Annotated in this window: 18 protein-coding genes and 2 pseudogenes; 5 read left to right on the top strand and 15 right to left on the bottom strand. The window is 35.6% G+C overall.

Annotation, left to right across the window (positions count from 1 at the left end; all coding sequences use genetic code 11):
* Positions 1 to 38 precede the first annotated feature (38 nt).
* The 7 genes from Y7E_RS0123685 to Y7E_RS0123655 all read right to left on the bottom strand — a co-directional run bounded on the left by Y7E_RS0123685 (position 39) and on the right by Y7E_RS0123655 (position 7,081).
* Positions 39 to 1,988 carry an ABC transporter permease gene (locus Y7E_RS0123685; RefSeq protein ID WP_017153697.1) on the bottom strand — a complete coding sequence of 650 codons (1,950 nt, stop codon included), beginning with the start codon at positions 1,986 to 1,988 and terminating at the stop codon, positions 39 to 41.
* A complete protein-coding gene (locus Y7E_RS0123680; protein ID WP_017153696.1) occupies positions 1,975 to 2,745 on the bottom strand; it encodes an ABC transporter ATP-binding protein in 771 nt (256 codons plus the stop codon). The genes Y7E_RS0123685 and Y7E_RS0123680 overlap by 14 nt, the downstream gene beginning before the upstream one ends.
* A gap of 255 nt (positions 2,746 to 3,000) precedes the next feature.
* On the bottom strand, positions 3,001 to 4,575 hold the full coding sequence (locus Y7E_RS0123675) for a putative ABC transporter permease subunit (RefSeq protein ID WP_017153695.1): 1,575 nt from the start codon (positions 4,573 to 4,575) through the stop codon (positions 3,001 to 3,003).
* The gene (locus Y7E_RS0123670) at positions 4,565 to 5,281 is read right to left on the bottom strand and encodes an ABC transporter ATP-binding protein (RefSeq protein ID WP_017153694.1); all 717 of its coding nucleotides are present in this window, start codon (positions 5,279 to 5,281) and stop codon (positions 4,565 to 4,567) included. Before Y7E_RS0123670 ends, Y7E_RS0123675 begins: the two co-directional genes overlap by 11 nt.
* Positions 5,282 to 5,504: 223 nt before the next feature.
* Complete coding sequence (locus Y7E_RS0123665) at positions 5,505 to 6,140, bottom strand: SdpI family protein (protein WP_017153693.1); 636 nt, start codon at positions 6,138 to 6,140, stop codon at positions 5,505 to 5,507.
* 21 nt (positions 6,141 to 6,161) lie between these two features.
* Positions 6,162 to 6,812, bottom strand: a complete 651-nt coding sequence (locus Y7E_RS0123660) for an SdpI family protein (RefSeq protein WP_017153692.1) — start codon at positions 6,810 to 6,812, stop codon at positions 6,162 to 6,164.
* Complete coding sequence (locus Y7E_RS0123655) at positions 6,809 to 7,081, bottom strand: autorepressor SdpR family transcription factor (protein ID WP_017153691.1); 273 nt, start codon at positions 7,079 to 7,081, stop codon at positions 6,809 to 6,811. Before Y7E_RS0123655 ends, Y7E_RS0123660 begins: the two co-directional genes overlap by 4 nt.
* A gap of 359 nt (positions 7,082 to 7,440) precedes the next feature.
* Between Y7E_RS0123655 and Y7E_RS0123650 the strand changes: the two genes are divergently transcribed.
* From Y7E_RS0123650 to Y7E_RS0123630, 5 genes are all read left to right on the top strand, one after another.
* The gene (locus Y7E_RS0123650) at positions 7,441 to 8,136 is read left to right on the top strand and encodes a response regulator transcription factor (RefSeq protein ID WP_017153690.1); all 696 of its coding nucleotides are present in this window, start codon (positions 7,441 to 7,443) and stop codon (positions 8,134 to 8,136) included.
* 2 nt (positions 8,137 to 8,138) lie between these two features.
* Complete coding sequence (locus Y7E_RS0123645; protein WP_017153689.1) at positions 8,139 to 9,161, top strand: sensor histidine kinase; 1,023 nt, start codon at positions 8,139 to 8,141, stop codon at positions 9,159 to 9,161.
* A 94-nt stretch (positions 9,162 to 9,255) separates the two neighbouring features.
* Positions 9,256 to 11,226: an ABC transporter permease gene (locus tag Y7E_RS0123640; protein WP_017153688.1), complete on the top strand. Its 1,971-nt coding sequence runs from the start codon at positions 9,256 to 9,258 to the stop codon at positions 11,224 to 11,226.
* A gap of 21 nt (positions 11,227 to 11,247) precedes the next feature.
* Positions 11,248 to 12,000, top strand: coding sequence for an ABC transporter ATP-binding protein (locus Y7E_RS0123635; RefSeq protein ID WP_017153687.1), 753 nt, complete (start codon positions 11,248 to 11,250; stop codon positions 11,998 to 12,000).
* A complete protein-coding gene (locus Y7E_RS0123630; RefSeq protein WP_017153686.1) occupies positions 11,997 to 13,988 on the top strand; it encodes an FtsX-like permease family protein in 1,992 nt (663 codons plus the stop codon). Before Y7E_RS0123635 ends, Y7E_RS0123630 begins: the two co-directional genes overlap by 4 nt.
* A 51-nt stretch (positions 13,989 to 14,039) precedes the next feature.
* On the opposite strand, the gene Y7E_RS0123625 is transcribed toward Y7E_RS0123630, so the two are convergent.
* From Y7E_RS0123625 to menB, 8 genes and pseudogenes are all read right to left on the bottom strand, one after another.
* Positions 14,040 to 14,231, bottom strand: coding sequence for a YjcZ family sporulation protein (locus tag Y7E_RS0123625; protein ID WP_017153685.1), 192 nt, complete (start codon positions 14,229 to 14,231; stop codon positions 14,040 to 14,042).
* Between the two features lie 203 nt (positions 14,232 to 14,434).
* Positions 14,435 to 14,545, bottom strand: a pseudogene (locus Y7E_RS32150) (GntT/GntP/DsdX family permease); the annotation flags it as partial.
* Positions 14,546 to 14,654: 109 nt separating this feature from the next.
* Positions 14,655 to 15,946, bottom strand: a pseudogene (locus Y7E_RS30280) (hypothetical protein).
* A 361-nt stretch (positions 15,947 to 16,307) separates the two neighbouring features.
* Positions 16,308 to 17,294, bottom strand: a complete 987-nt coding sequence (locus tag Y7E_RS0123615) for an inorganic phosphate transporter (protein WP_017153681.1) — start codon at positions 17,292 to 17,294, stop codon at positions 16,308 to 16,310.
* Between the two features lie 71 nt (positions 17,295 to 17,365).
* Entirely contained in the window at positions 17,366 to 17,983 is a 618-nt protein-coding gene (locus tag Y7E_RS0123610; protein ID WP_017153680.1) for a DUF47 domain-containing protein, read from the bottom strand.
* Between the two features lie 599 nt (positions 17,984 to 18,582).
* Positions 18,583 to 19,695 (bottom strand): o-succinylbenzoate synthase, encoded by a 1,113-nt coding sequence (menC, locus tag Y7E_RS0123605; RefSeq protein WP_017153679.1) that lies wholly within the window; start codon positions 19,693 to 19,695, stop codon positions 18,583 to 18,585.
* Positions 19,696 to 21,141, bottom strand: coding sequence for an o-succinylbenzoate--CoA ligase (locus tag Y7E_RS0123600; protein ID WP_017153678.1), 1,446 nt, complete (start codon positions 21,139 to 21,141; stop codon positions 19,696 to 19,698).
* A gap of 195 nt (positions 21,142 to 21,336) precedes the next feature.
* A complete protein-coding gene (menB, locus tag Y7E_RS0123595) occupies positions 21,337 to 22,155 on the bottom strand; it encodes a 1,4-dihydroxy-2-naphthoyl-CoA synthase (RefSeq protein WP_017153677.1) in 819 nt (272 codons plus the stop codon).
* Positions 22,156 to 22,162 lie beyond the last annotated feature (7 nt).

The following is a 22,162-nucleotide window of genomic DNA, read 5'->3' as shown; positions in this document are numbered from 1 at the left end:
AAAGCAGCTATTGCTCATCACAATAGCTGCCTCTTTCATTACTTCGCGCTCACAATCTTATAATAAGAACGAACTGTTAAGAAGTAATATCCAATATAAATGACGCTATACACACCAATACTCATTAATAATGGGATTAAGATTTCATATGGCATTAACGTCGATAAACCTTTTAATGCAAATAAGCTGTGGCAAATTCCAACTACTAATGGAATCGCGAAGATAAAGCTTACTTGTTTTGCAATCGCCTTTTTCATTTCTTGTTTTGTAACTCCGACTTTGCGAAGTACTACGTAGCGATCACGGTCTGCATTTGCTTCTGTTAACTGTTTGAAGTAAATGATAGAACCTGTTGCTAGTAAGAAAACTAGACCTAAGAAGAGGCCGATGAACATCATTAGCCCTGTCGCTTCCAGCATACCGTGGAAACCAGTGTAGAAATCATTAAAAGGTAGCGCAACTTCTGATTCTCCAATTGGCATCACTTTCTTTAATTTCTCTGTCAGTACTTTACTATTCTTCTCGTCTTTCACATCAATATTTTTAACGATGCGTGTGTCAGAGACTGCCTTCGCATTGTTATATACTTCATCTGGTACAACAACGAATAATTCTCCTAAGTTCGTTACATTACGCCCTTCAGCACCTTGAATCGTTAATGTTTTCGTCTCATTTCCAATTGGGAATACGGCTTTGTTCCCTTTATATACTGTACTAAATTCATGCCCTTCAATATACATACCATCAAATACGAATGCCTCGTTGGCTGCCAAAGTTACAGCATCTATATCCATGTTCTTTGCCATTTTATTAAATGCTGATTGCGATACAAGCTGATATTTCTCAGTAACTAAATAATTTGTATTCATACCCATATCTGCTTTTTCGCCTTCAAACTTCCCTTTAACAGGAACCATTTCTATTTCAAATTGGTTCGTTACAGGATGATTTCCCTTCTCTTCATCCAAAATCGCATTTACTTTATTATCAAGTGCAGCATCTTTTTTCTCGTAAGAATAGCTGTACGGCGCATAATCTCTCGTTTGTTTAAATGTGTTATAATACATCGTTACAGATGTACCAACCGCTGTTAATGTAACAGCACTTAATACTGCAATTGTTGCGAGTGACTTTGCATTTCCTTTAATGCGATACAATAACTGTGATGTCGTTACCATATTCATTCCATTATAAAATGATGACTTCTTATTTCTTGCTCTTTTTAATACGAATACTGTAAAGAACATAAACAGTAAATATGTTCCAAGTACTGTTGCCAGTAGAATATAAAATGCAATCATCATAAAGTTAGCATATTGTATTGCTTTTATAAATGTCAGTGATAAAAAATACCCAGAACCGATTAAAAAGACTGAAATTAGTGCCATAATCATCGATCCTTTTGGCATCGTTTCTCCTTCACGTTCTGCACGGAAAAGTTCAATTAATTTAAAGCGATAGATTAAACGATATCCTTGAAGTGATGTATACAATATAATCACGAAGAATATTATTGCCGTATCAATAATTGCTCCCATTGGTACTTCAAAGTGAACATTTAAGTTTAGTCCCATCATGCTTACTAATAGCTCAAGGAATAACTTTGAAAGTACACTACCGATTGCAATCCCGATTACTAATGATATGAATCCCATTAGCATATTTTCATAAAATAACATTTTACCGATTTGCTTTTTACGAATTCCAAGTAGTGAATATAGTCCAACTTCTTTTTTACGTTTACGTGTAAAGAATCCATTAGAGTATATAATAAATACCGCTACGAAAATAATAAGCATCACACTTGATACTTGGAAGGCTCCACTAATTTTTTTAGAACCTTCCGCTGCTTTTTCCATCTGTGAGTTATACTCTAGCGCCTTAAATGTAAAATAAATGACGATGCTAAAGATCATAGATGCAAAATATAAAAAGTAATCCTTAAAGTTCCGCTGTATGTTGCGGAGGGCAATACTAGATAACGTCATCCATTGCACCTCCGGAAATTGCGGACATTACGTCTACTACTTGCTGGAAGAATTGTTTACGAGTTAATTTCCCGCGGTGCAATTCTTTATATAACTCTCCATCTTTAATGAAGATAACACGTTTACAATAGCTTGCCGCAAATGCATCATGCGTTACCATTAAAATTGTTGAATTATCATATTCATTTAATGATTTCATACTTTCTAATAAATCTGTTGCTGATTTTGAATCAAGAGCTCCTGTTGGCTCGTCCCCAAAAATCATACTTGGATTTGTAACGATTGCACGTGATGCAGCGCAGCGCTGCTTTTGTCCACCAGATACTTGGTATGGGAATTGACTTAAAATATGATCAATGCCGAACTTCTTCGCAATCTCAAGAACGCGACGATCAATTTCACTTGCTTTCACTTTTGATAACGCAAGTGGCAATGCAATGTTCTCTTTCACCGTTAGCGTATCTAATAAGTTATAATCTTGGAAAATGAAACCTAAATGATCACGGCGGAATAATGCCAATTTATCATCATTCATTTTCACAATGTCTTTCCCACCAATTAAAATCTCACCGCTCGTTGCATTATCAATCGTAGAAAGAACATTTAAAAGAGTCGTTTTACCAGATCCAGAAGGTCCCATAATTCCAACGAACTCACCTTCTTGAACTTGTAAGTTAATCCCTTTTAACGCTTCAAATTTATTTCCACCTGTATCGTATACTTTTTTAATATCTTTCGCTTCTAATACTGTTTTCATCGCTATATCCCCCTCTTCTTCTATTCTCTATTTTTCACTATATCTCACTTCTACTCTTGCCACTATCGATGTTTCTTACACAAACATGACAGTTATGTAAGGGCACCTGGCAGAAGAAAACTAAATTTAACTTTGTGAAATAACTACTTTGTTACTATAGCACCCGGATAACATACCATCCATTCATTCTCCTTACATGAACATTACAATTCTGTAAGGTTAAAAAACACCCATCTTATAGATGAGTGTTTCGTTTCACTTTATGCTTTTTTTCGTTTCATTGTTATACAGTATAACTGTAATAATAGAAAGTATTGCAACAACTATGAAAGTAAACACCCTATAGTTTGATATCGCACTAGTACCTACTAACAAGGCAGGGATGATAGCCATAATCATACCCCCAAACATACCAAGAACAGAGCCCATACTCTGTTTTACCACTTGTGTTTCTGACACCCAGTCGTAATAAGCAAATCGATTATTAATAAAAATCCCCCATACTGCTGAAAAGAATGAATATGTGATGGGAGTTATTATGATTAAAATAGAAGTCCAAATATCCGTCTTTAAACCTATCACCATAAGTATCGCGCTAATAATTGATGTAGGTATGCTCAGCGAAAGGTTCATGAGAATCTTACTGTCATAAATTATCTTAGGTGTAAGAGGCAATGATTTGATAATCCATACATTTTTCCCCTCTAATGACAATGACACGCATGTTGTACACGTCAACGAAATCATTGCTGAAATAACAAATGGCGCAACCTTTTGTAAAATTGTTTCGATTCCAGGATACCCGATTAATTTGCTTGGTCCTACTACAACCACTGCAAGTGAGAAGATGACTGCCATGACAACTCCCATACCAATATTTATCACATATACTGTAGAAGAAAAGAAGCGCTTTCGTTCTTTTTTATATAATGCAATCAATACTTTTTCTTTCTTCATACTATCAATCTTGTAATTTGAAAGCATATGGTACGTAGAAATACCTGTATTGATTTGCTTATATTTAAGAGCGAGTATTTTTACAAAAAGATAATACCAAATAACTGATATGCCAACAAAAAGGATAAAAGCTCCCATATTAGCATCAACAATTGCTTTTTGAAAAATGTTAGCTAATGGATACACTCTAGCTAATCCCTCTGAAACAGTTGCCCCAATCCCTTCTAAATCAGTAAAACTATATTTCGTATTTCCCTGTTTGAACATAAAAAAGCCGAATATAATAATTGCGATAAAACTTAAAATGGTAGTGATTTTATTCGTATGTCTAAATTTAGAGGCGATTGCCGTAATACATGCACCAAAAACTGCCGCAATTGTTGTTGGAATTAATGAGACTGTAAACAGAGTGATGAACCACATCAAGTAGAAAGAAGCTGATGGCTTTTCATATATACAATAAACAGTTCCCATTGGTAGCATAATTATCATCGAAAAGACCGTATTTAGTATATATAAATACAAAAATCTACTAGCAATAATCGTACTTACAGAAATCGGTAAAGACATGACAAAATCATAATCCTTAAAGGCAAAAATTTCACCATTCGCCTTAAACATAGTGAAAAATAAAACTAATACACTGCTAATAACGAATGCATAAACCGGAATGATCTGTCCTATTCCAAGTTTTATCAATCCATATGCCGAACTTCCACAATACAACATCAACATAACAGCCACTAATGCAATTGATACTGAAATTAAAATTTTATTCTGCTTCTTTTTCTTATCTTCTTCATACTTAAAAGTATTGAGACCAAGCTGCGTTATGAGACGGATTTTTAAAAGAGCTAACGTATTATTCTTCATCAGCAAGCACCTTCATAAAGAGCTCTTCTAATGAATGTTCCTTTATTAAAGACTTTACTTCCCCTGAGATCGCTAGTTTCCCTTTATTTATCATCGCTATCTTATTGCATAACTTTTCTGCCACATCTAATACATGGGTAGAAAAGAAAATCGCACTGCCTGATTCGCAAAGTTCCTTCATAATATTCTTAAGTACGACGGCTGCCTTTGGATCAAGCCCAACAAAAGGCTCATCTAAAACTAATAATTTCGGATGATGCACAACTGCTGATATAATCGCTACTTTTTGTTTCATACCATGTGAATAGGAAGATATTAAATCTCCCAAATATGGTGTAATCTCAAAAGCATCTCCATATTTTTGTATCCGTTCTTCTCTGTCTTTTGCAGACACCCCAAAAACATCAGCAACAAAATTCAAATATTGAATTCCTGTTAATTGCTCATATAAATCTGGATTATCAGGAATATATGCCATTACTTTCTTACACGTAATCGGGTTCTTTTTTACTGAATGTCCATCAACAAAAATTTCACCCTCCTCGAAATCAATAACACCTACTAGTGATTTAATCGTCGTACTTTTCCCAGCGCCGTTATGTCCAATAAATCCAAAAATATCTCCTGCTTGAACGGTAAGATTCAAATGATCTACTGCTTTTTTTCCACCTTTGTATGTCTTGCTAAAATTTATGATTTCTAACATACGCTCTCCCCCAAATGATTTAGACTCGTATAGCATTGGTTCAATATATTTGACCGTTTCTTGTGTCCTATTCCTACTAATAATCAAATACCAAGATTAAACTTCTTCAAAACCCCATTTTCTTCGAATATTCAGACTCCCGAAACAAAGCTTTACGCAGTAAGACTTCATTCCTACTGCGTATGATTGATTCCAACCTGCCCTAAAGAGCGACAACTTCTAGTTATAATTGCATTTCTTTTTTATATAAAACATAAGAATATAAATTCGTCAGCACTACAGCAATTAATATCATCGCAAGCATCATATATGATCTCAAGTTAGCTGGCACAACAATACTTACAATCATGAGCAGACCTAGAGCTACAAATACTTTTCCGCTAAAGCGATGTGTTTTGCGCCATACTTCTTCATTGCTTAACGTCCAAGGATTACGCATGCCAACAAAGAAGTTTGGTTTACACTGCGGCAAATAGTTACCGATGATTAAAAATAAAATACCGACCAGTAATTCTGGTACCCGATGAAGAAATACATTATATCCAAGTCCAGTTGTGATAACAGCCATGTTTCCTATAAATAAAAGCACTAATAATGCATTGTTTATCATCATAAGCCCTTTAGGAAACTTCTTATAATTCTCTTTCTTTGGATCAACCTTTGGTACGATATTCAGGAATATATATAATCCAATCATAATCCCAACTACAGACATCATTGCAGATAATTTAGACGAAAATCCATCTGCAGTACCACCACTCCAATGCGTTGCAATTGTATCCGGCAAATATGGCCAAGAAATCGCCCACGCTACACAAGTTATAAGAATTAATATGATTGCAAAAAGATGTTTTTTCATTCCCCTACACTTCCTATACTTTTAGTATTTTCCGCCTAACCCTATTTCTTTTTTATAAATCGAATATGATTTTATCGTTGAGATGATAATGCATAATAAAATCGTTCCAATTGCACTAAACATATTGATAGGATCAGGAAATACTGCAGCAACATACATGAATATTGCCCCAATTACAAATACCTTTGAAGCAAATCGGTGCGTTTTACGCCATACTTCTGGATTTTCTAATGTCCAGTACATTCGAATTCCTACAAAACCATTTGGCTTTGTCTGCTGCATATAGTTACCTACGACAAGAAATATCGTTCCTAATCCAAAATTAAATGCTATTGAGCCTGAAACAATATATCCAGATGAAGCTAATAATGCGAAAATATTACATCCAAAAACCACAAAAAGAATAGCATGATTTGTCATAGAAAGTACTTTAGCATGCTGTTTATGATTCCCCTTCGTTAAATCGATTTTCCCTATAAATATCCATATCACATAGAACAATATCATGCTGCCTATTGAAACAAAGGTCGCTTCTACTTTAGAAAAATATCCATCTACCTCACCAGATGCATTATAATGACGTGGGATTTGCTCTGGTAAATGCGGCCAAACAATATACCAACCAATTGCAACCGCAATAATGAAAATCCACGGTAACAAATGCTTCCTCATTTCCCCTCTCCCCCTTTATTTGCAAACGTAAACACCCATGTTAATAAATCTTGAAAAACAGTGGTGTTTAAGGAATACACAACGAATTGTCCCCTTTTTTCATCTTGAATAAGTTCAGCGTTTTTAAGCGCACTTAAATGATGCGAAATACTTGGCTTTGTCATATTAAAATGTTCGGCAATTTCACCAGCTGTTAAATCGCCTTCTTTTAATAAATCTAAAATTTTTCGCCTTGTTGGGTCTGCTAATGCTTTAAATGCTTGGTTCAATGTCTTTCTTCCTTTCACTAATTAGACATTTAGATATTTATCTAAATGTTAAAATAAAAACTACAAATTGTCAATTATATCCACAGCCCTTTTTACTTTTCCTACTTTTGACCTATACTGTTTACTAGCTCTTATTTCAAGGTAAAGTGAAACTTTAATCAGTGGGGATTTTTTCATCTCCACTAATTATTAGCCCTCACCAATCGGGCTTTAATTAACGGGCAGCTTATCTCCCTCCCAACTTCTTCGCTTTTGCTGAGCTTTGAGGCGGAAGTATTACTGCCCGTTAAAGCGGGGTAATGAAAAGACAGGAAACACATGGTACACTATAGCTACAATTGTTTTTAGGAGGAATATATATGTATAAAATTTTAATCGTTGAAGACGATCCAAATATCTCATCTTTACTACAATCTCATATTCAAAAATATGGTTATGATGCAGTTGTTGCGGAGAACTTTGATGATATTATGGAATCGTTTAACAATGTGAAACCACATCTTGTTCTACTCGATGTAAACTTACCGAAATTCGATGGTTTCTACTGGTGCCGTCAAATTCGTCATGAATCTACTTGTCCAATTATTTTCATTTCTGCACGCGCGGGTGAGATGGAACAAATTATGGCAATTGAGAGCGGTGCAGATGATTACATTACAAAACCATTCCACTACGATGTTGTCATGGCCAAAATTAAAGGACAATTACGCCGTATTTACGGTGACTATGCACCAAATATTTCAGAGCGAATTGTGGAAGTAGAAGGGTTAAAATTATTCCCTGAACGACCAGAAATCCATTTTGGAACTGAGCAAGTTCTTCTAACAAAGAAAGAAGCAATCTTGGCAGAAATGCTGTTATCAAAATTCCCACGTACAGCAAGCCGTGAAGATTTATTAGCAGCACTTTGGGACGATGAAAGCTTCGTTGAAGAAAACACATTAAACGTAAACATTACACGTCTTCGTAAGAAATTTAATGAGCTAGGTATTGAAAATGCAATTGAAACAGTACGCGGATTAGGTTATCGTTTGAATGCAACTTGGAGTGAATAAGAATGAAGTTATTTTTGCGTGATCATTTTGCATTTTTTCTATTATATGCACTAAACTTCGGTATCATTTTTATTCTTTATGATGCAGTAGATGGCTTCCAAAACAACAAGTTTTACTTCATTGTGTTAAGTCTATATTTATTTATTTGCTTCCTTGCTTATCGTTATGTTCGTAATCGCAGAATGTATCACAGATTAAGTGAGCCACCAGAAAAAATGGAAGATGCATTTATTGAAAGAGCAGCTGCACCAATGCCACACGGCGTAAATGAGCTTGTTCGTACGCAATATCGCCTATTCCAAAAAGAACTACAAACATATGAAGTAAAACAACAAGAGCATCAATTGTTTATTAATCACTGGGTGCACCAAATGAAAACCCCGGTTTCTGTTATGCAGCTAATGGTACTAGAAATGGAAGACGAGCATCTCATCCCTAAGTTTAAGAAAGAGCTAGAAAGATTAAACCAAGGACTGGATATGGCTTTATATATGGCAAGATTAAATAACTTCCATGAAGACTTCCATGTAGAAACACTTTCACTGAAAGATGCTGTAACGAAAAATATTAATGGCTTAAAGGAACTCTTTATTCGTAATGGAGTCTTCCCTGTTCTAGAAGTCCATTCCGATCTTAAGGTCGCTTCTGATGCGAAGTGGTTAAAATTTATTATTTATCAATTAATGACCAATGCTGTTCGTTATTCTGGCGAACGTGGTAAGAAAGTCTTCTTGTCTGCTTATCGAAACGGCAAAGACATTATTCTAGAAGTTCGTGATGAAGGTGTTGGTATCCCGCAGGAAGATGTGCGAAGAGTATTTGAACCATTTTACACTGGGAAAAATGGACGCACTTTTGGAGAATCAACTGGTATGGGGCTTTATATTGTAAGTAAAATTTGTACTTATTTAGGTCATTCTGTAAAGTTAGACTCTGAAGTTGGAAAAGGAACGAGTGTTAAAATCATCTTCCATAATGCTGCCAATAACCAAGCAGATGAATTAGGGAAGGTGACAAACGAATGAAAATTACATATTTCAGTAAAATGTATGAGAACTCACTCTCATACATTTTTTACAACACGGCAGAGCCTATATCTTCGATTTGGAGGTATACATCATGACATTTTGGCAATTTGCATTTAAAAATGTAACTCGAAACTCTCGGGCTTATTTCGCCTACTTTGTAAGCAGTGCGTTTTCCATTGCGATTTTCTTTTCGTTTGCGGTGTATTTATTTCATCCTCGATTACAAAATTCTAGTACAATTGATGCAATTTCAGGGTTAATGATCGCTTCGGAAGTAGTCATTGTGTTTTTCTCTTTTTTCTTCTTGCTTTATTCTATCGGCACCTTCTTAAAGGTTCGAAAAAAACAATTTGGAATTTTAACCGTTTTAGGAATATCAAGAAAGCAATTGAAGCGCCTTGTTTTCATGGAAAATATGTTAATTGGAGTATTATCCATTTTCTTTGGTATTCAGTTCGGCCTTGTATTTTCACAATTTTTCTTATTGATAACAGCGAAAATTACATTTGCTCCCGGACTATATTTATATTGGCCAAAAGGAGCTATCATTTTAACGGCGACAATCTTTTTGGGACTCTTTATCGTTGTATCAGCTTTCACTCCTATGCTTATTCGAACAAGAAAAGCAGTACGTCTTCTAAAAGAAGGGAATGTAAAACAAAAGGACCGAAAGCCGTCTATCCTGATTTCTCTATTCGGTGCTATATGTTTGCTATCTGGATATGTACTAGCTGGAAACCCAAAATATTTTATATCTCTCGGTACTGAAATAGGAGCTATATACTTATTTTCTAGTATTTTTGTTATTCCGTCACTAGTTGCGATTGGAACTTATCTTTTCTTTTCTCAAATTAGTTTCCTGCTCATTCGCATATTGAAAAGACGAAGAACATTTTATATGAAACGCATTAATATGCTGTGGATTTCAGATTTAGCAAGCCGCATTCGAACAAATGTTAATATGCTTTTTATTGTTGCAATGCTATCTACACTTGCATTTACGATGATTACATTCATCTATGGATTTGGGAAGTTTATGAAGTTTGATGTAGCAAATAATACCCCCTTTCCGTTTACCTATCTTTCATACGATGCCAATCCATTTGCTTCACAGCATATGGACTGGTTAGAAAAACGACTTAGCGAAGAGCAATTTACCTATAAAAAGGTCAAAACAGACTTATATGCAGTTTCATTACAAAAAAATGAAACTAACCCCTATGAAAGAGAAGCATTTGTATTAAAAGAAAGTGACTATAATAAACTTGCGACTGCTTTACATCTCAAGCACCTTTTTGTAAAAGAGAATGAAACATACATACTACCTGGATACGGATATCAAAACATATTGAGTCCAATGCAAGAAGAGCTCAAACAAAAAAACGTTACACTTTCTCAAACCTCCACTACATTCCAAGTAAAAGGTTATGAGAATTTTAGCGTAATACCAACTGGATTGGCGTCACAGTTACTAGTTTTATCTGATGATACTGTACATACCTTATCGAATAACATGAAACATATGACACTGTATAACTTTCAAGTAAAAGATTGGGAAAAAACACATGTAATCGCTACAGAATATCTTGATAAATTGAGAAAAGATCGAAAAAGCATCGTATCTGATGAACCTTTATATATTATGCGGGAAGCGAGTGATACGCTATACGAAATTAAATTAGGTGCCGCTTCATTCTTCTTAATTGGAACGTTCCTTGGCGTCATTTTCTTCATTGGAGCTGGAAGCGTTCTTTACTTCCGGATGTATACGGACTTAACAAATGAACAAGAAAAATATATTACCGTTACGAAAATTGGGTTAACGGAATCTGAGATGAAGCGCTCAGCAACCATCCAGCTTGCGATTTTATTCTTTGTTCCATATATTATGGCTTCCATCCATACAATGTTTGCTACAAAGATGTTACAAGAAATCATAGACCTGTCATTATTTGCTGAGATTACAGTGGTTCTTACGATTTTTGGAACAGTTGAGATTCTCTTTTTCCTGTTAATTCGTTCCCTATATATGCAAAAACTATCGCGGCATATTAAGCTTTAAGAAATAGAAAGGTGAGTTTTTATGGAAGAAGTATTACACATTAAAAATGTCTCCAAAGTGTATGAGGGCAAAGTCCCTCATACTGCTTTAAAAAATATTAATTTACATGTAGATAAAGGTGAGTTTGTCGCAATTATGGGTCCTTCAGGAAGCGGTAAATCAACTTTCTTAAATGTCATTTCAACGATTGATTCTCCTACTGCTGGAGAGGTTGTTATTAATGGAAAACAGCCTCACACATTCCGCAGGGAAAAACTAGCCATATTCCGCCGCCAAGAACTCGGATTTGTTTTTCAAAACTTTAATTTATTAGATACGTTAACAATCGGTGAGAATATTGTATTACCATTAACATTAGATAATGTTCCCTTGAAAGAAATGGATGAAAAACTCGACAACATCTCAAAGAAACTTGGAATTGATCATATTTTAAATAAGCGGATTTTTGAAGTTTCTGGTGGACAAGCGCAGCGTACCGCCGTAGCTCGTGCTGTTATTCATCATCCATCGCTCTTACTTGCTGATGAACCTACCGGAAACCTAGACTCAAAAGCTGCCATTGATGTAATGGAATTATTTACAAAATTAAATAAAGAAGAACAAGCAACGATTTTAATGGTTACTCATGATCCATTTGCTGCTAGCTATTGCAACCGTGTAATTTTTATTAAAGATGGTGAACTTTATAATGAATTGCACCGCGGATTATATCGAGAAAAGTTCTATCAAGAAATATTAGATGTATTAGCATTATTAGGTGGAAGACGCAGATGACGTTTTGGCAATTTGCATTTAAAAATGTCTCTCGTAATTCAAAAGCATACTTTGCCTATTTTGTAAGCAGTGTATTTTCAATTACGGTTTTCTTTTCATTTACTGTATATGCGTATCACCCGCGCTTGCAAGACTTACAGGACTTACAAAGCTTGCAAGATCGAGAACCTCTTATGAATTTAATTGGAATGGCTCAATTTGTCATTATCATGTTCTCTTTCTTTTTTCTCTTTTATTCGATTGGGACATTTTTAAAAGTACGTAAAAAACAATTTGGGATTTTAACTATACTTGGCATTTCAAAGAAACAATTAAAACGACTTGTGTTTCTGGAAAATATGATGATTGGACTATTAGCAATTTTTGCAGGTATTCAAATTGGCCTTATGTTTTCTAACTTTTTTCTACTAGTTACTTCTAAATTAACAGGAGTAAAAGGGCTTTATTTATATTGGCCAACAAAAGCAATTATCATAACGACCATAACATTTATCATTTTATTTTTGATTGTTTCTACTTTCACACCCATATTAATTCGCACGCGTAAAGCAATGCGCTTAATAAAAGACGACGGTCAACCCAAAAAAGAGAGACGTCCTTCTATTCTCATTTCTCTTTTTGGAGTGGCTTGTTTAGTAGGGTGCTATTATATCGCTGGTGTTCCAGAAAGTTATGTATCAGAGAAAACAATTCGAAGCAGATTTTCCATTGTTCCACCATTATCTATCATTCCACTTGTAACAATTGGAACCTATTTACTGTTTTCACAAACACTTTTTCTTTTCATTTGGTTATTAAAAAAGAGACGCCGTTTTTATATGAAAAAAATTAATATGCTTTGGATCTCAGATTTAGCAACACGTACACGTGGTAATATTAATATGCTTTTTATCGTTACTATGCTATCTGCGCTTACATTCACGATTATCACATTACTTTTTGCAATCAATAATTACACAAAAGCGGCGATTGTAGCAGATTATCCGTTCCCTTTCACATATATATCTGATGATAAAAATCCTTTTGAAAAAAAGCATACGGATACAATCGAAAGAGAGTTAACAAATCACGAATTTCAGTATAAAAAAAACAAATTCACCGTATTAAAAGATCGAGCTTTTAATACTGATATTGCCATTATGAAAGAAAGTGATTATAACCAACTTTCTACACTATTAAACAGACCTACCATTCAACTGAGTGAATCAGAAACCTATATTGTTTCGAGGTATTCAAAAGCTACAGGAAATTTAATCATGCACCCTTTTGCAAAACGAGAAACGATTACGATTGAATCTAACAAAAAAACATTTCATATAAAAGGCTTTTCTGAACAAGCAATTCAGCCAAAGTATGCTCTTCCTTATATTCTGGTTATGCAAGATCATGTAGTGGAAACGATGATTCCTCATATCGAAACGATGACAATTTATAATTATATAGTGGAAAACTGGGAACAGGCCCTTTTACCAACTACAAATGCTTTAAAAGTCATAAACAAAGATAGTGACAATATTTCTAAAGCTGAAGAACAAACTAAGAACACTCAAACGCACATCCCATTCTCTATTTTTACGGCTAGTGACGAACTGTATTATAGTAAACAAAATAATGCTTCTAGTCTTTTTATCGGTACATTTCTTGGGGTTATCATCTTTATGGGGGCAGCTAGTGTTCTATATTTTCGAATGTATAACGATTTAACAAGGGAAGAACAGAAATATATTACCATTACGAAAATTGGATTAACAGAAAACGAGATGTTTCATTCGGCAACAATTCAACTTGCAATCCTATTCTTCGTACCTTATATCGTTGCTACTATCCATACGATATTCGCTATTCAATTTTTACAATTTATATACTCATTTTCATTATTAAAAGAATTACTATTCGTATTAACTCTCTTTGGGATTGTAGAGATTATTTTCTTTTTCCTAATCCGTTCCTTTTACATAAATAAATTATCACAATGCCTTAAATTTTGAATAAAATAGCCTTGTGCGCATGCACAAGGCTATTTCAATAGTTTGTAACTGTTAGCAACAATAACCGCCAAAACCGCCGCCAAAACCACAGTGACCTCCACCGAAACCGCCGAAGCAGCTAGCACCGATGATGATTAACAAAATAAACAACACAATTAGAAGCGCGAAGCCGCCGCCAAAGCCATGACAACGGTCACGGTCATGGTCATGACCTTTATGTCTATGGTCGAAACTTTCACTCATTGCTCTATTCCTCCTTTAGTGTCATTCGTAACAAGAAATTCTATCTTGTTCTAAATGAGGGGATTCCATTTATATTATGTCTATAGGGCAAATCGGAAGCTTGTATTTCCAAAAAACGGGCTCAGTTCATTTAGATGAAAAAAAGAGGACACTCATTGAACGTGAATCCCTTTAACAGCATAAATATAAGGGATACCCTTTCCCTAAATAAACATATCAAGTAATAGAGCAAATCTAAATGCGATAAATGAAAGTAATGTCTCTAATACCATCCACGTCTTAAACGTCTCTTCCACTGTTAACTCTATATATTCAAACTATCATCGTTTACAAAATGTTAAGTTTGTTTTTAGTTGAAAAAGATGGAGCGTAAAAAAATAGAGCAGGTACCTATTTTCTAAATAAATACCTGCTTACATCATTCTACGCTTCTTTTGGAGTTGCTCTTTTACTAATCCAAACACCTAAGCCTACCATTCCCAGCCAACAACAGAATGCTAAAATAGACATTAATAACGATACTGGTAATCCGGGAATCTGCAACTTATTCTTTCCGGCAATTGTTTGGAAAAGTTGAGACCACGGGACGTCGTAGTAGATTCCAACTGTCACAATCACAATAAATACAAAGAATTGTAAACACATATTTCCAATCGATCTCTAAGTTGTATGAATGAGTAGTGAAAACTCTCTATGTGAAGGATTATGGGTATATACATTCATATTATTTTGAGAAGAAATTATGTTAAATGTATAGCTCCCAATTGTTACACTAAGAATAATAAATATTGGCGAATAGAATCCGAATAACATCAAAAATGTACTCAATAGAAAAATATATACCGGATTCATTTTCTTAACGGTTTTATTGTTTGACAGTGTAGACATTAAAATTCCGAATAAATAAGGACCAACCACAATAAAAATACTCATGAAAATATTATAAAATGTAAAACTATAATATAGTCCGATCAGAAATAAATAACCATTTCCAAAGCCTAACAAAAACGATTTAGCCTTTAGTTTAGTTGGTAATGATGAAGAAAGTTTATGAAAAAATTGTCCTCTTAATAATGTGAAAAGCATGGTACCAATAAGTAGTACAGCTACAATAAGAAAAAAGAAGATAATTTGTTCATTGGCTATATCTCGACTCCCACGTATCAAAATAACGAGTAGAGAAAACAACAGAAACCTTACGACTGCCCCTGTAATTGAAAAAGAGGGCATTTCTTTGACTTTTTCAATTGGTGGTATTTTTCTTATAGCAAAGAGTACACTAATTAAGCAGCCTCCATACACTAAAGTTACTAATGGCAGGTTTACTGAGCTAATTGCCAAAAGAATTAAAATTAACAAGAAAAAAACGATAAACATAATCATGGCTTGTTGATTTTTGTTAAAAACTTTCCCCCTCTTTCTACGTGACGAAATAATAAAGTGCTTGTCATTGAAGAAATAGTACTAACTGAAAAACCAGAAACTAATGCGCTTCCTTCGAGCCACAGGGAAGAATCTTTAAAAAAGGCAACACTAAATATCGATACAATCGTAATGAAAACTGACCAGTATAAAGATCGATGAATACCAATCTTACTAACTATAGGTATCCAAATGAACACCCCAGTCATATAGGTAGTATAAAATAAGATAGATGGCCAGTATCCTTCAAATCCTGTTGCTAATTGCAATCCATATACAATGTAAAGAAGCATTGGTGTAAAGACTGTACTTAGTAGTAAGCTAAATATAAATATACTCTGAACCCTGCCCCATCTTTCTCTATTGATATGTATCATACAATACCTCCACTAAGATTGAGAATTCAACTGTTTCTAATTCATATTCTATCCTGAATCATAATATTGTGTATCACGAAAACAATTCGTAATCATCAGATAACAATCAGGTTATTTCCCTTTAATATGTTCCCAACCGGAAGACAAAAATGGTAACGAACAAATACTTTTTATTGTTTTTACCACTCTTTTTCTTTTTTCTCAATTAACATGAATGATTCCTAAAATACCTGAACTATTATTAGACACTTAACCATTGTTTTTTCCTCTAACATCCTCATATAAAAATTTTTATTATCATCATTACTAAACCAGCTAATAATGCCGATATTGGCAGTGTAATAACCCAAGTCGTCACGATTCTTATAGCGACTCCCCAATTTACACCTCGAACACGTTTAGCGGAACCAACGCCTAAAATGGCAGATGAAGATACGTGTGTGGTTGATACTGGTAGGCCTAACATAGTAGCACCTTGCAGTACTACAAACGATGTTAAATCTGCAGCAAATCCATTGATAGGTTGAACTTTAAATATTTTTTTAGCAACAGTTTTAATAATTCGCATTCCACCAATCATTGTTCCTAGACCAATTGTCGCTGCACAAGTAACTTGTACCCAAAGTGGTACATCTAATGTGCCTTGGTAACCACCTGCTACTAAAGCAAAAACAATAATTCCCATTGTTTTTTGTCCATCATTTCCTCCATGAGAAAATGCAGCTAAACCAGAAGCTATGACTTGAAACCCTCGAAAACCACGAGTCGCACGGCGAGGATTTACGTTTTTAAAAACAATTGCTAATATTTTCATTAGAATAAATCCTACTATAAAAGCTAAAAAAGGAGAAATGATTAGGGCTTTTATAATATCTGTGAAACCTTCCCAATTTATAGAATGTATTCCTGATCCAAAAATAACAGCTCCAGCAACAGATCCGATTAAAGTGTGTGACGATGAAGAAGGAATCCCATAGTACCATGTAAACAAATTCCAAAATATAGCTGCAATAAGAGCGGCAATGACGATTAACAAGCCATTTTCAATCTGAAAAGGATCAGCAATTTTACCGCCAATCGATTTTGCTACGGCTTCTGATATTAAAGCACCTATAAAGTTTAATACACCTGCATAAATAACCGCGAATCGTGGTGATAAAGCCTTTGTAGAAACTGACATTGCAATTGCATTAGCTGTATCATGAAATCCATTAATGAATTCGAACATTAAACCAAGAATAACGATAATAATTATTGTTATCATTAGAGCCTCCACATATTTTTTGACTATATTAATTTTCACTCCAGAACTATATTAATACTGCTTGAATACGGTTAAGCATTCTTCATGATAATGCTTTCTAATGTGTTGGCTACATTCTGACAAAAATCCGCAATGTTTTCGAGCTCTTCATAGATTTCTTTATATTGAATAATACGAATAGGGTCTTTTTCATTAGCAAACAGACTTTTAATGGATTCACGCAAAATCCCATCACATTTTGATTCCAACTCTTTAATTTTGATGGCATGATCCCTCATATTTAGTAATTTCTTTGTTGCCAACATTTCAACCGCTGCCACAATTTCAGCAGTGCAATTACGGATAGCATCAACAAACTTAAGCATATAATTATCAGCATTTACTATAGAATACATTTCAAATAGAGCAGCAGTATGTTCTAACCCATCTAAAACATCATCCATGCTCAAGGTAAGAGATAAAATATCTTCTCGTTCAATGGAAGTGATGAAAGCATTGTGTAAATCTTTGATAACTTCATGAACCAAAGAATCCCCCTCCGATTCATATTCCTTCATTTTTTCAGAAAAAATTTTAAGGTCATTAACATTTTTTAGTTTATAGTCAGCGAAATAATTAGCACTTTCTTTTAAATTTAAAGAAATATTACTTAAATGATTTGTAAACTTGTCTTTTTTTCTTACAGCCATGCTATTACCTCCACTTTGTCCAATGAGTTTAAATATCAAGCGTGAATCATACAACCTTAATATTTCCTTATAGCACAATTCAATCCATGAATGTTAATTAACAAAACAATTGACCTTATATTAAGCTAACGGGTTGCGCTAGTTGAAGAAAACATATAAAAAAGTCATACCGTTTATAAAGTGAAACTTTAATCAGTGGGGGTTTTCCCCATCCCCCACTGATTATTAGTTGAACCAATCGGGCTTTTACGGACAGTTCATCTCCCACCTAACTTCTTTGCTTTCGCTGAATTTTGAGGTGGGAGTGTTACTGTCCGTTAATGCGGGATAAAAATGATGAACCGAATCTTACTAATTGAAAGGATTTCAGATTCCCTTATTTCACTAACAGGGAGGTTTACTGAAATAAGAAATGTTTGGCATAAAAAAGAGCACTATTACGAGTAAATAGTGCTCTTTTTTATGTCAACTGTTGAATAAAAGTCGTGTTTTTTCTTATTTCCAGGCGGACAAATATTTTTTTCGATATTTGTCAATCAATTCCATTGCTATTTCCTTAATGCGTTCATCCTTGCCTTCATCGTATCACCTTAAAATTATTAGTTATTTTGATTATACTCTTTACGTGTTCTTGTGATTTCTTCTAATCTTTCCCGGTTTACGTTATATCCAAGCCCAGCCTTTTTTGGAACAATCACTTTTCCGCCTTGCAGCGTGACTTCTGGTGAAATAATATCTTGCTCCCAGTGCCTACTAGAAGCAGAAATATCACCTGGAATCGTGAAGTTTGGGAGTGATGCTAACGCAATGTTTTGCGCGCGTGAAATTCCCATTTCAACCATACCACCGCACCAAACAGGAATACCATGCTGCTGACAATAATCATGAATTTTAATCGACTCTGCTAATCCACCCACTCGCCCAGGTTTAATGTTCACAATGCGGCAACTACCGAGCGTAATTGCCACTCTTGCGTCTTCTAAGCTATGAATACTTTCATCTAAACAAATCGGTGTTTCCATTTGTTTTTGGAGCTTGGCATGATCGAGAAAATCGTTATCTGCTAGAGGCTGTTCAATCATCATTAATTGGAATTCATCCAGCCGCTTTAATTGCTCAGTATCCGATAATGTATACGCTGAATTCGCATCAGCCATTAATGGGATTTGTGGAAAAGCCCTTCGTATCTCCTTCAGCAACTCATAATCAAGTTCCGGCTTTATTTTCACTTTAAAACGTCTATAACCTTCTTCCGCATACATTTCAATTCTTTTTAACATATTTGGAATCGTATCTAGCCCAATCACAACACCGACTTCAATTTCTGACTGCGTCCCGCCAAGTAAAATCGCTACTGATTGATTTTGACGTTTCGCATACAAATCCCATACGGCACCTTCTATTCCCGCTTTTGCCATACGGTTACGCTTTATATGTTGAAATACATGGGGAATTTCTGTTGGATGCGTAATTTCAGTTTTAAATAAACTTGGTAATAAAAAATCCTGGAGCATATGTAGTGCTGTTGTTACTGTTTCTTCTGTATACCACGGCTCCGAAAAAGCAACGACTTCCCCAAAACCGATATATCCGTCCGTATCCTCAAGTTCAATGACAATACTTTCCCGCGTTTCATATGTTCCATAACTTGCTGCAAAAGGAGTAACAAGCGGCATTTCTGTTACATAAAGCGTCGCCTTTTTAATTCTCATTTACATTTCCTCCAGCAGGTGCCTTAATTCCCGTCTTAACAATTTTTTCGAAGCATTACGTGGTAGCTCATGTAAGAAATGGACTTCTTTTGGCACTTTATACTTTGCTAATTTTTCTTCACAAAATCTAATCAGTTCTTCTTCTGTTACCTGGTCTGCTCTTACAATAAAAGCAGCTGGTACTTGTCCCCACCGTTCATCTGCTTTCCCAACAACACCAGCTTCTGCTACCATAGGATGTGCAAGCAGGACTTCTTCAATTTGCGCTGGATAAATATTTTCTCCGCCTGAAATAATTAAATCACTGCGGCGGTCTAATACATATAAGAATCCTTCTTCATCTAAATACCCAAGGTCACCAGTATGAAGCCAGCCATTTGTTATTGTTTCACGCGTTGCGTCCTCACGCTTAAAATAGCCATATGTTACATTGGGCCCTTTTACAACAATTTCGCCTTCTACATTTGGCGGCATAACCTTACCATCATTCTCAATTCGAAGCTGGCATGGGAAAAGAGGTTTTCCTGCTGATCCCACCTTCGTTAACATATAATCAGCTGATAGTGTGCAAATTTGTGAGGAAGTTTCCGTCATACCATATGTTTGATACACAGGAATTCCTTTTGTCACACATGTTTCTAATAATGGCTTCGGCGCTGGCCCTCCGCCTAGTAACATGCAGCGTAAAGAGTTAGGGTATGTTTCCTCCCCAAGTCTTTCTAATAGGTCCGTTACCATCTTAGAAACGACCGATATAATTGTAACGCCTCGCTTTTTTATTGCCTCATGAATAAAATCAGGATCATATTTCGGAACGAGTACTATGCGCATACCATACATAATATTTTTCATTAAAAGAGATAGCCCGCCTACATGGAACATCGGCATACATGCTAACCAACAATCATCATCGCGAAGCCCTAAGTTCAGTGATGATCCGACAGCACTCGCCCAGTGATTACCGTAAGTTAGGATAACGCCTTTCGGTCTCCCAGTTGTCCCTGACGTATAAATAATGGTCATCGCTTCTTCTAAAGAGAACTCCTCTTGAACAACTGCATATGTCTTTTGTCCATTCACTACCTCTCCAAATGCGTAGACAGGTACCTGCTCCGTTTCAAATTCTTGGTCCGTTACTAAGCAAACAACTTCAGCATCTTCCATTTGCCAAAGTAGCTCTTCTCTTGAAAGACGTGTATTTAGAAGTACAGCTACTCCCCCTATATAAGACAAGGCATGAATTACCGTAATCATCTCGATACTATTTTTCATCAGAACAGCCACTTTTTGACCTTTTTCTACTTGTAAGTGTGAAAGATGTTCACAAACAGATAATACTTTTTCATGCAGTTCTAAAAATGTGATTGTTTCTTCTCTCGTTTCAATCGCAGTGCGCTCTGGCGTTAAAAAGGCACGTTGCATTAACCAATTGGGCATCGTCTCCATTACACATTCTCCTTCCATGAAAGAAAGAGACTTGATGTAGAATCAAGTCTCTTGTTTTTTGCTTCCGCTTTTGATCTGTCTAGCTACGCCTCCTAGCCCTTCGCGTCTAAGAACCTCCCGCACGAGAAAGTAAAAATCACTTTCTGTGCGAAAGAACCTTAGCCGTCAGGGCTGAACAGTCGGCTCCGCTTTTGATCAAGGGAAACGAGGGAATTGTCCGAAGTCTGGACGGCGTTTTTCTTTGAACGCGTCGCGGCCTTCTTTTGCTTCGTCAGTTGTGTAGTACAATAACGTTGCGTCTCCCGCTAGTTGCTGGATACCAGCTAAACCATCTGTATCTGCATTGAATGCAGCTTTTAAGAAACGAAGTGCCATTGGGCTGTTTGCTAAGATTTCTTCTGCCCATTGTACTGTTTCTGCTTCTAATTGGTCTAATGGTACAACTGTGTTTACTAAGCCCATATCAAGCGCTTCTTGTGCACTGTATTGACGGCATAGGTACCAAATTTCACGAGCTTTCTTATGGCCTACCATACGAGCTAAATAACCTGCACCGTATCCGCCATCAAAGCTACCTACTTTAGGACCAGTTTGTCCGAATACAGCGTTGTCTGCTGCGATTGTTAAGTCACATACGATATGAAGTACGTGTCCTCCGCCAATTGCATAACCTGCTACCATTGCGATAACTGGTTTAGGGATTGCGCGAATTAAACGTTGTAAGTCTAATACGTTTAAGCGTGGGATTTGGTCTTCACCTACATATCCACCATGACCGCGAACTTTTTGGTCGCCGCCAGAACAGAATGCACGTCCACCTTCACCAGTTAAAATGATAACGCCAACATTTGCATCATCGCGTGCGTGTGCAAATGCATCGATTAACTCCATTACCGTTTTAGGACGGAATGCGTTATGTACTTCAGGACGGTTAATCGAAATCTTTGCGATACCATTGTATGTGGAATAAATAATATCTTCGTAATTGCCTTCTTTTACCCATTCAATAGCCATTATATTA

Origin of the sequence: Bacillus bingmayongensis, assembly GCF_000299035.1 — a bacterium.
Taxonomy (GTDB): Bacteria; Bacillota; Bacilli; order Bacillales; family Bacillaceae_G; genus Bacillus_A; species Bacillus_A bingmayongensis.
Note: the sequence above shows the minus strand (reverse complement) of the source record. Positions and strands in the feature narration are given on the sequence as shown.

What these genes read in the sequence shown, in the direction of transcription:
- Y7E_RS0123685 (WP_017153697.1), bottom strand. Translation starts at nt 1,988, where the DNA reads ATGACGTTATCTAGTATTGCCCTCCGCAACATACAGCGGAACTTTAAG.
- Y7E_RS0123680 (WP_017153696.1), bottom strand. Translation starts at nt 2,745, where the DNA reads ATGAAAACAGTATTAGAAGCGAAAGATATTAAAAAAGTATACGATACA.
- Y7E_RS0123675 (WP_017153695.1), bottom strand. Translation starts at nt 4,575, where the DNA reads ATGAAGAATAATACGTTAGCTCTTTTAAAAATCCGTCTCATAACGCAG.
- Y7E_RS0123670 (WP_017153694.1), bottom strand. Translation starts at nt 5,281, where the DNA reads ATGTTAGAAATCATAAATTTTAGCAAGACATACAAAGGTGGAAAAAAA.
- Y7E_RS0123665 (WP_017153693.1), bottom strand. Translation starts at nt 6,140, where the DNA reads ATGAAAAAACATCTTTTTGCAATCATATTAATTCTTATAACTTGTGTA.
- Y7E_RS0123660 (WP_017153692.1), bottom strand. Translation starts at nt 6,812, where the DNA reads ATGAGGAAGCATTTGTTACCGTGGATTTTCATTATTGCGGTTGCAATT.
- Y7E_RS0123650 (WP_017153690.1), top strand. Translation starts at nt 7,441, where the DNA reads ATGTATAAAATTTTAATCGTTGAAGACGATCCAAATATCTCATCTTTA.
- Y7E_RS0123645 (WP_017153689.1), top strand. Translation starts at nt 8,139, where the DNA reads ATGAAGTTATTTTTGCGTGATCATTTTGCATTTTTTCTATTATATGCA.
- Y7E_RS0123640 (WP_017153688.1), top strand. Translation starts at nt 9,256, where the DNA reads ATGACATTTTGGCAATTTGCATTTAAAAATGTAACTCGAAACTCTCGG.
- Y7E_RS0123635 (WP_017153687.1), top strand. Translation starts at nt 11,248, where the DNA reads ATGGAAGAAGTATTACACATTAAAAATGTCTCCAAAGTGTATGAGGGC.
- Y7E_RS0123630 (WP_017153686.1), top strand. Translation starts at nt 11,997, where the DNA reads ATGACGTTTTGGCAATTTGCATTTAAAAATGTCTCTCGTAATTCAAAA.
- Y7E_RS0123625 (WP_017153685.1), bottom strand. Translation starts at nt 14,231, where the DNA reads ATGAGTGAAAGTTTCGACCATAGACATAAAGGTCATGACCATGACCGT.
- Y7E_RS0123615 (WP_017153681.1), bottom strand. Translation starts at nt 17,294, where the DNA reads ATGATAACAATAATTATTATCGTTATTCTTGGTTTAATGTTCGAATTC.
- Y7E_RS0123610 (WP_017153680.1), bottom strand. Translation starts at nt 17,983, where the DNA reads ATGGCTGTAAGAAAAAAAGACAAGTTTACAAATCATTTAAGTAATATT.
- menC (WP_017153679.1), bottom strand. Translation starts at nt 19,695, where the DNA reads ATGAGAATTAAAAAGGCGACGCTTTATGTAACAGAAATGCCGCTTGTT.
- Y7E_RS0123600 (WP_017153678.1), bottom strand. Translation starts at nt 21,141, where the DNA reads ATGGAGACGATGCCCAATTGGTTAATGCAACGTGCCTTTTTAACGCCA.
- menB (WP_017153677.1), bottom strand. Translation starts at nt 22,155, where the DNA reads ATGGCTATTGAATGGGTAAAAGAAGGCAATTACGAAGATATTATTTAT.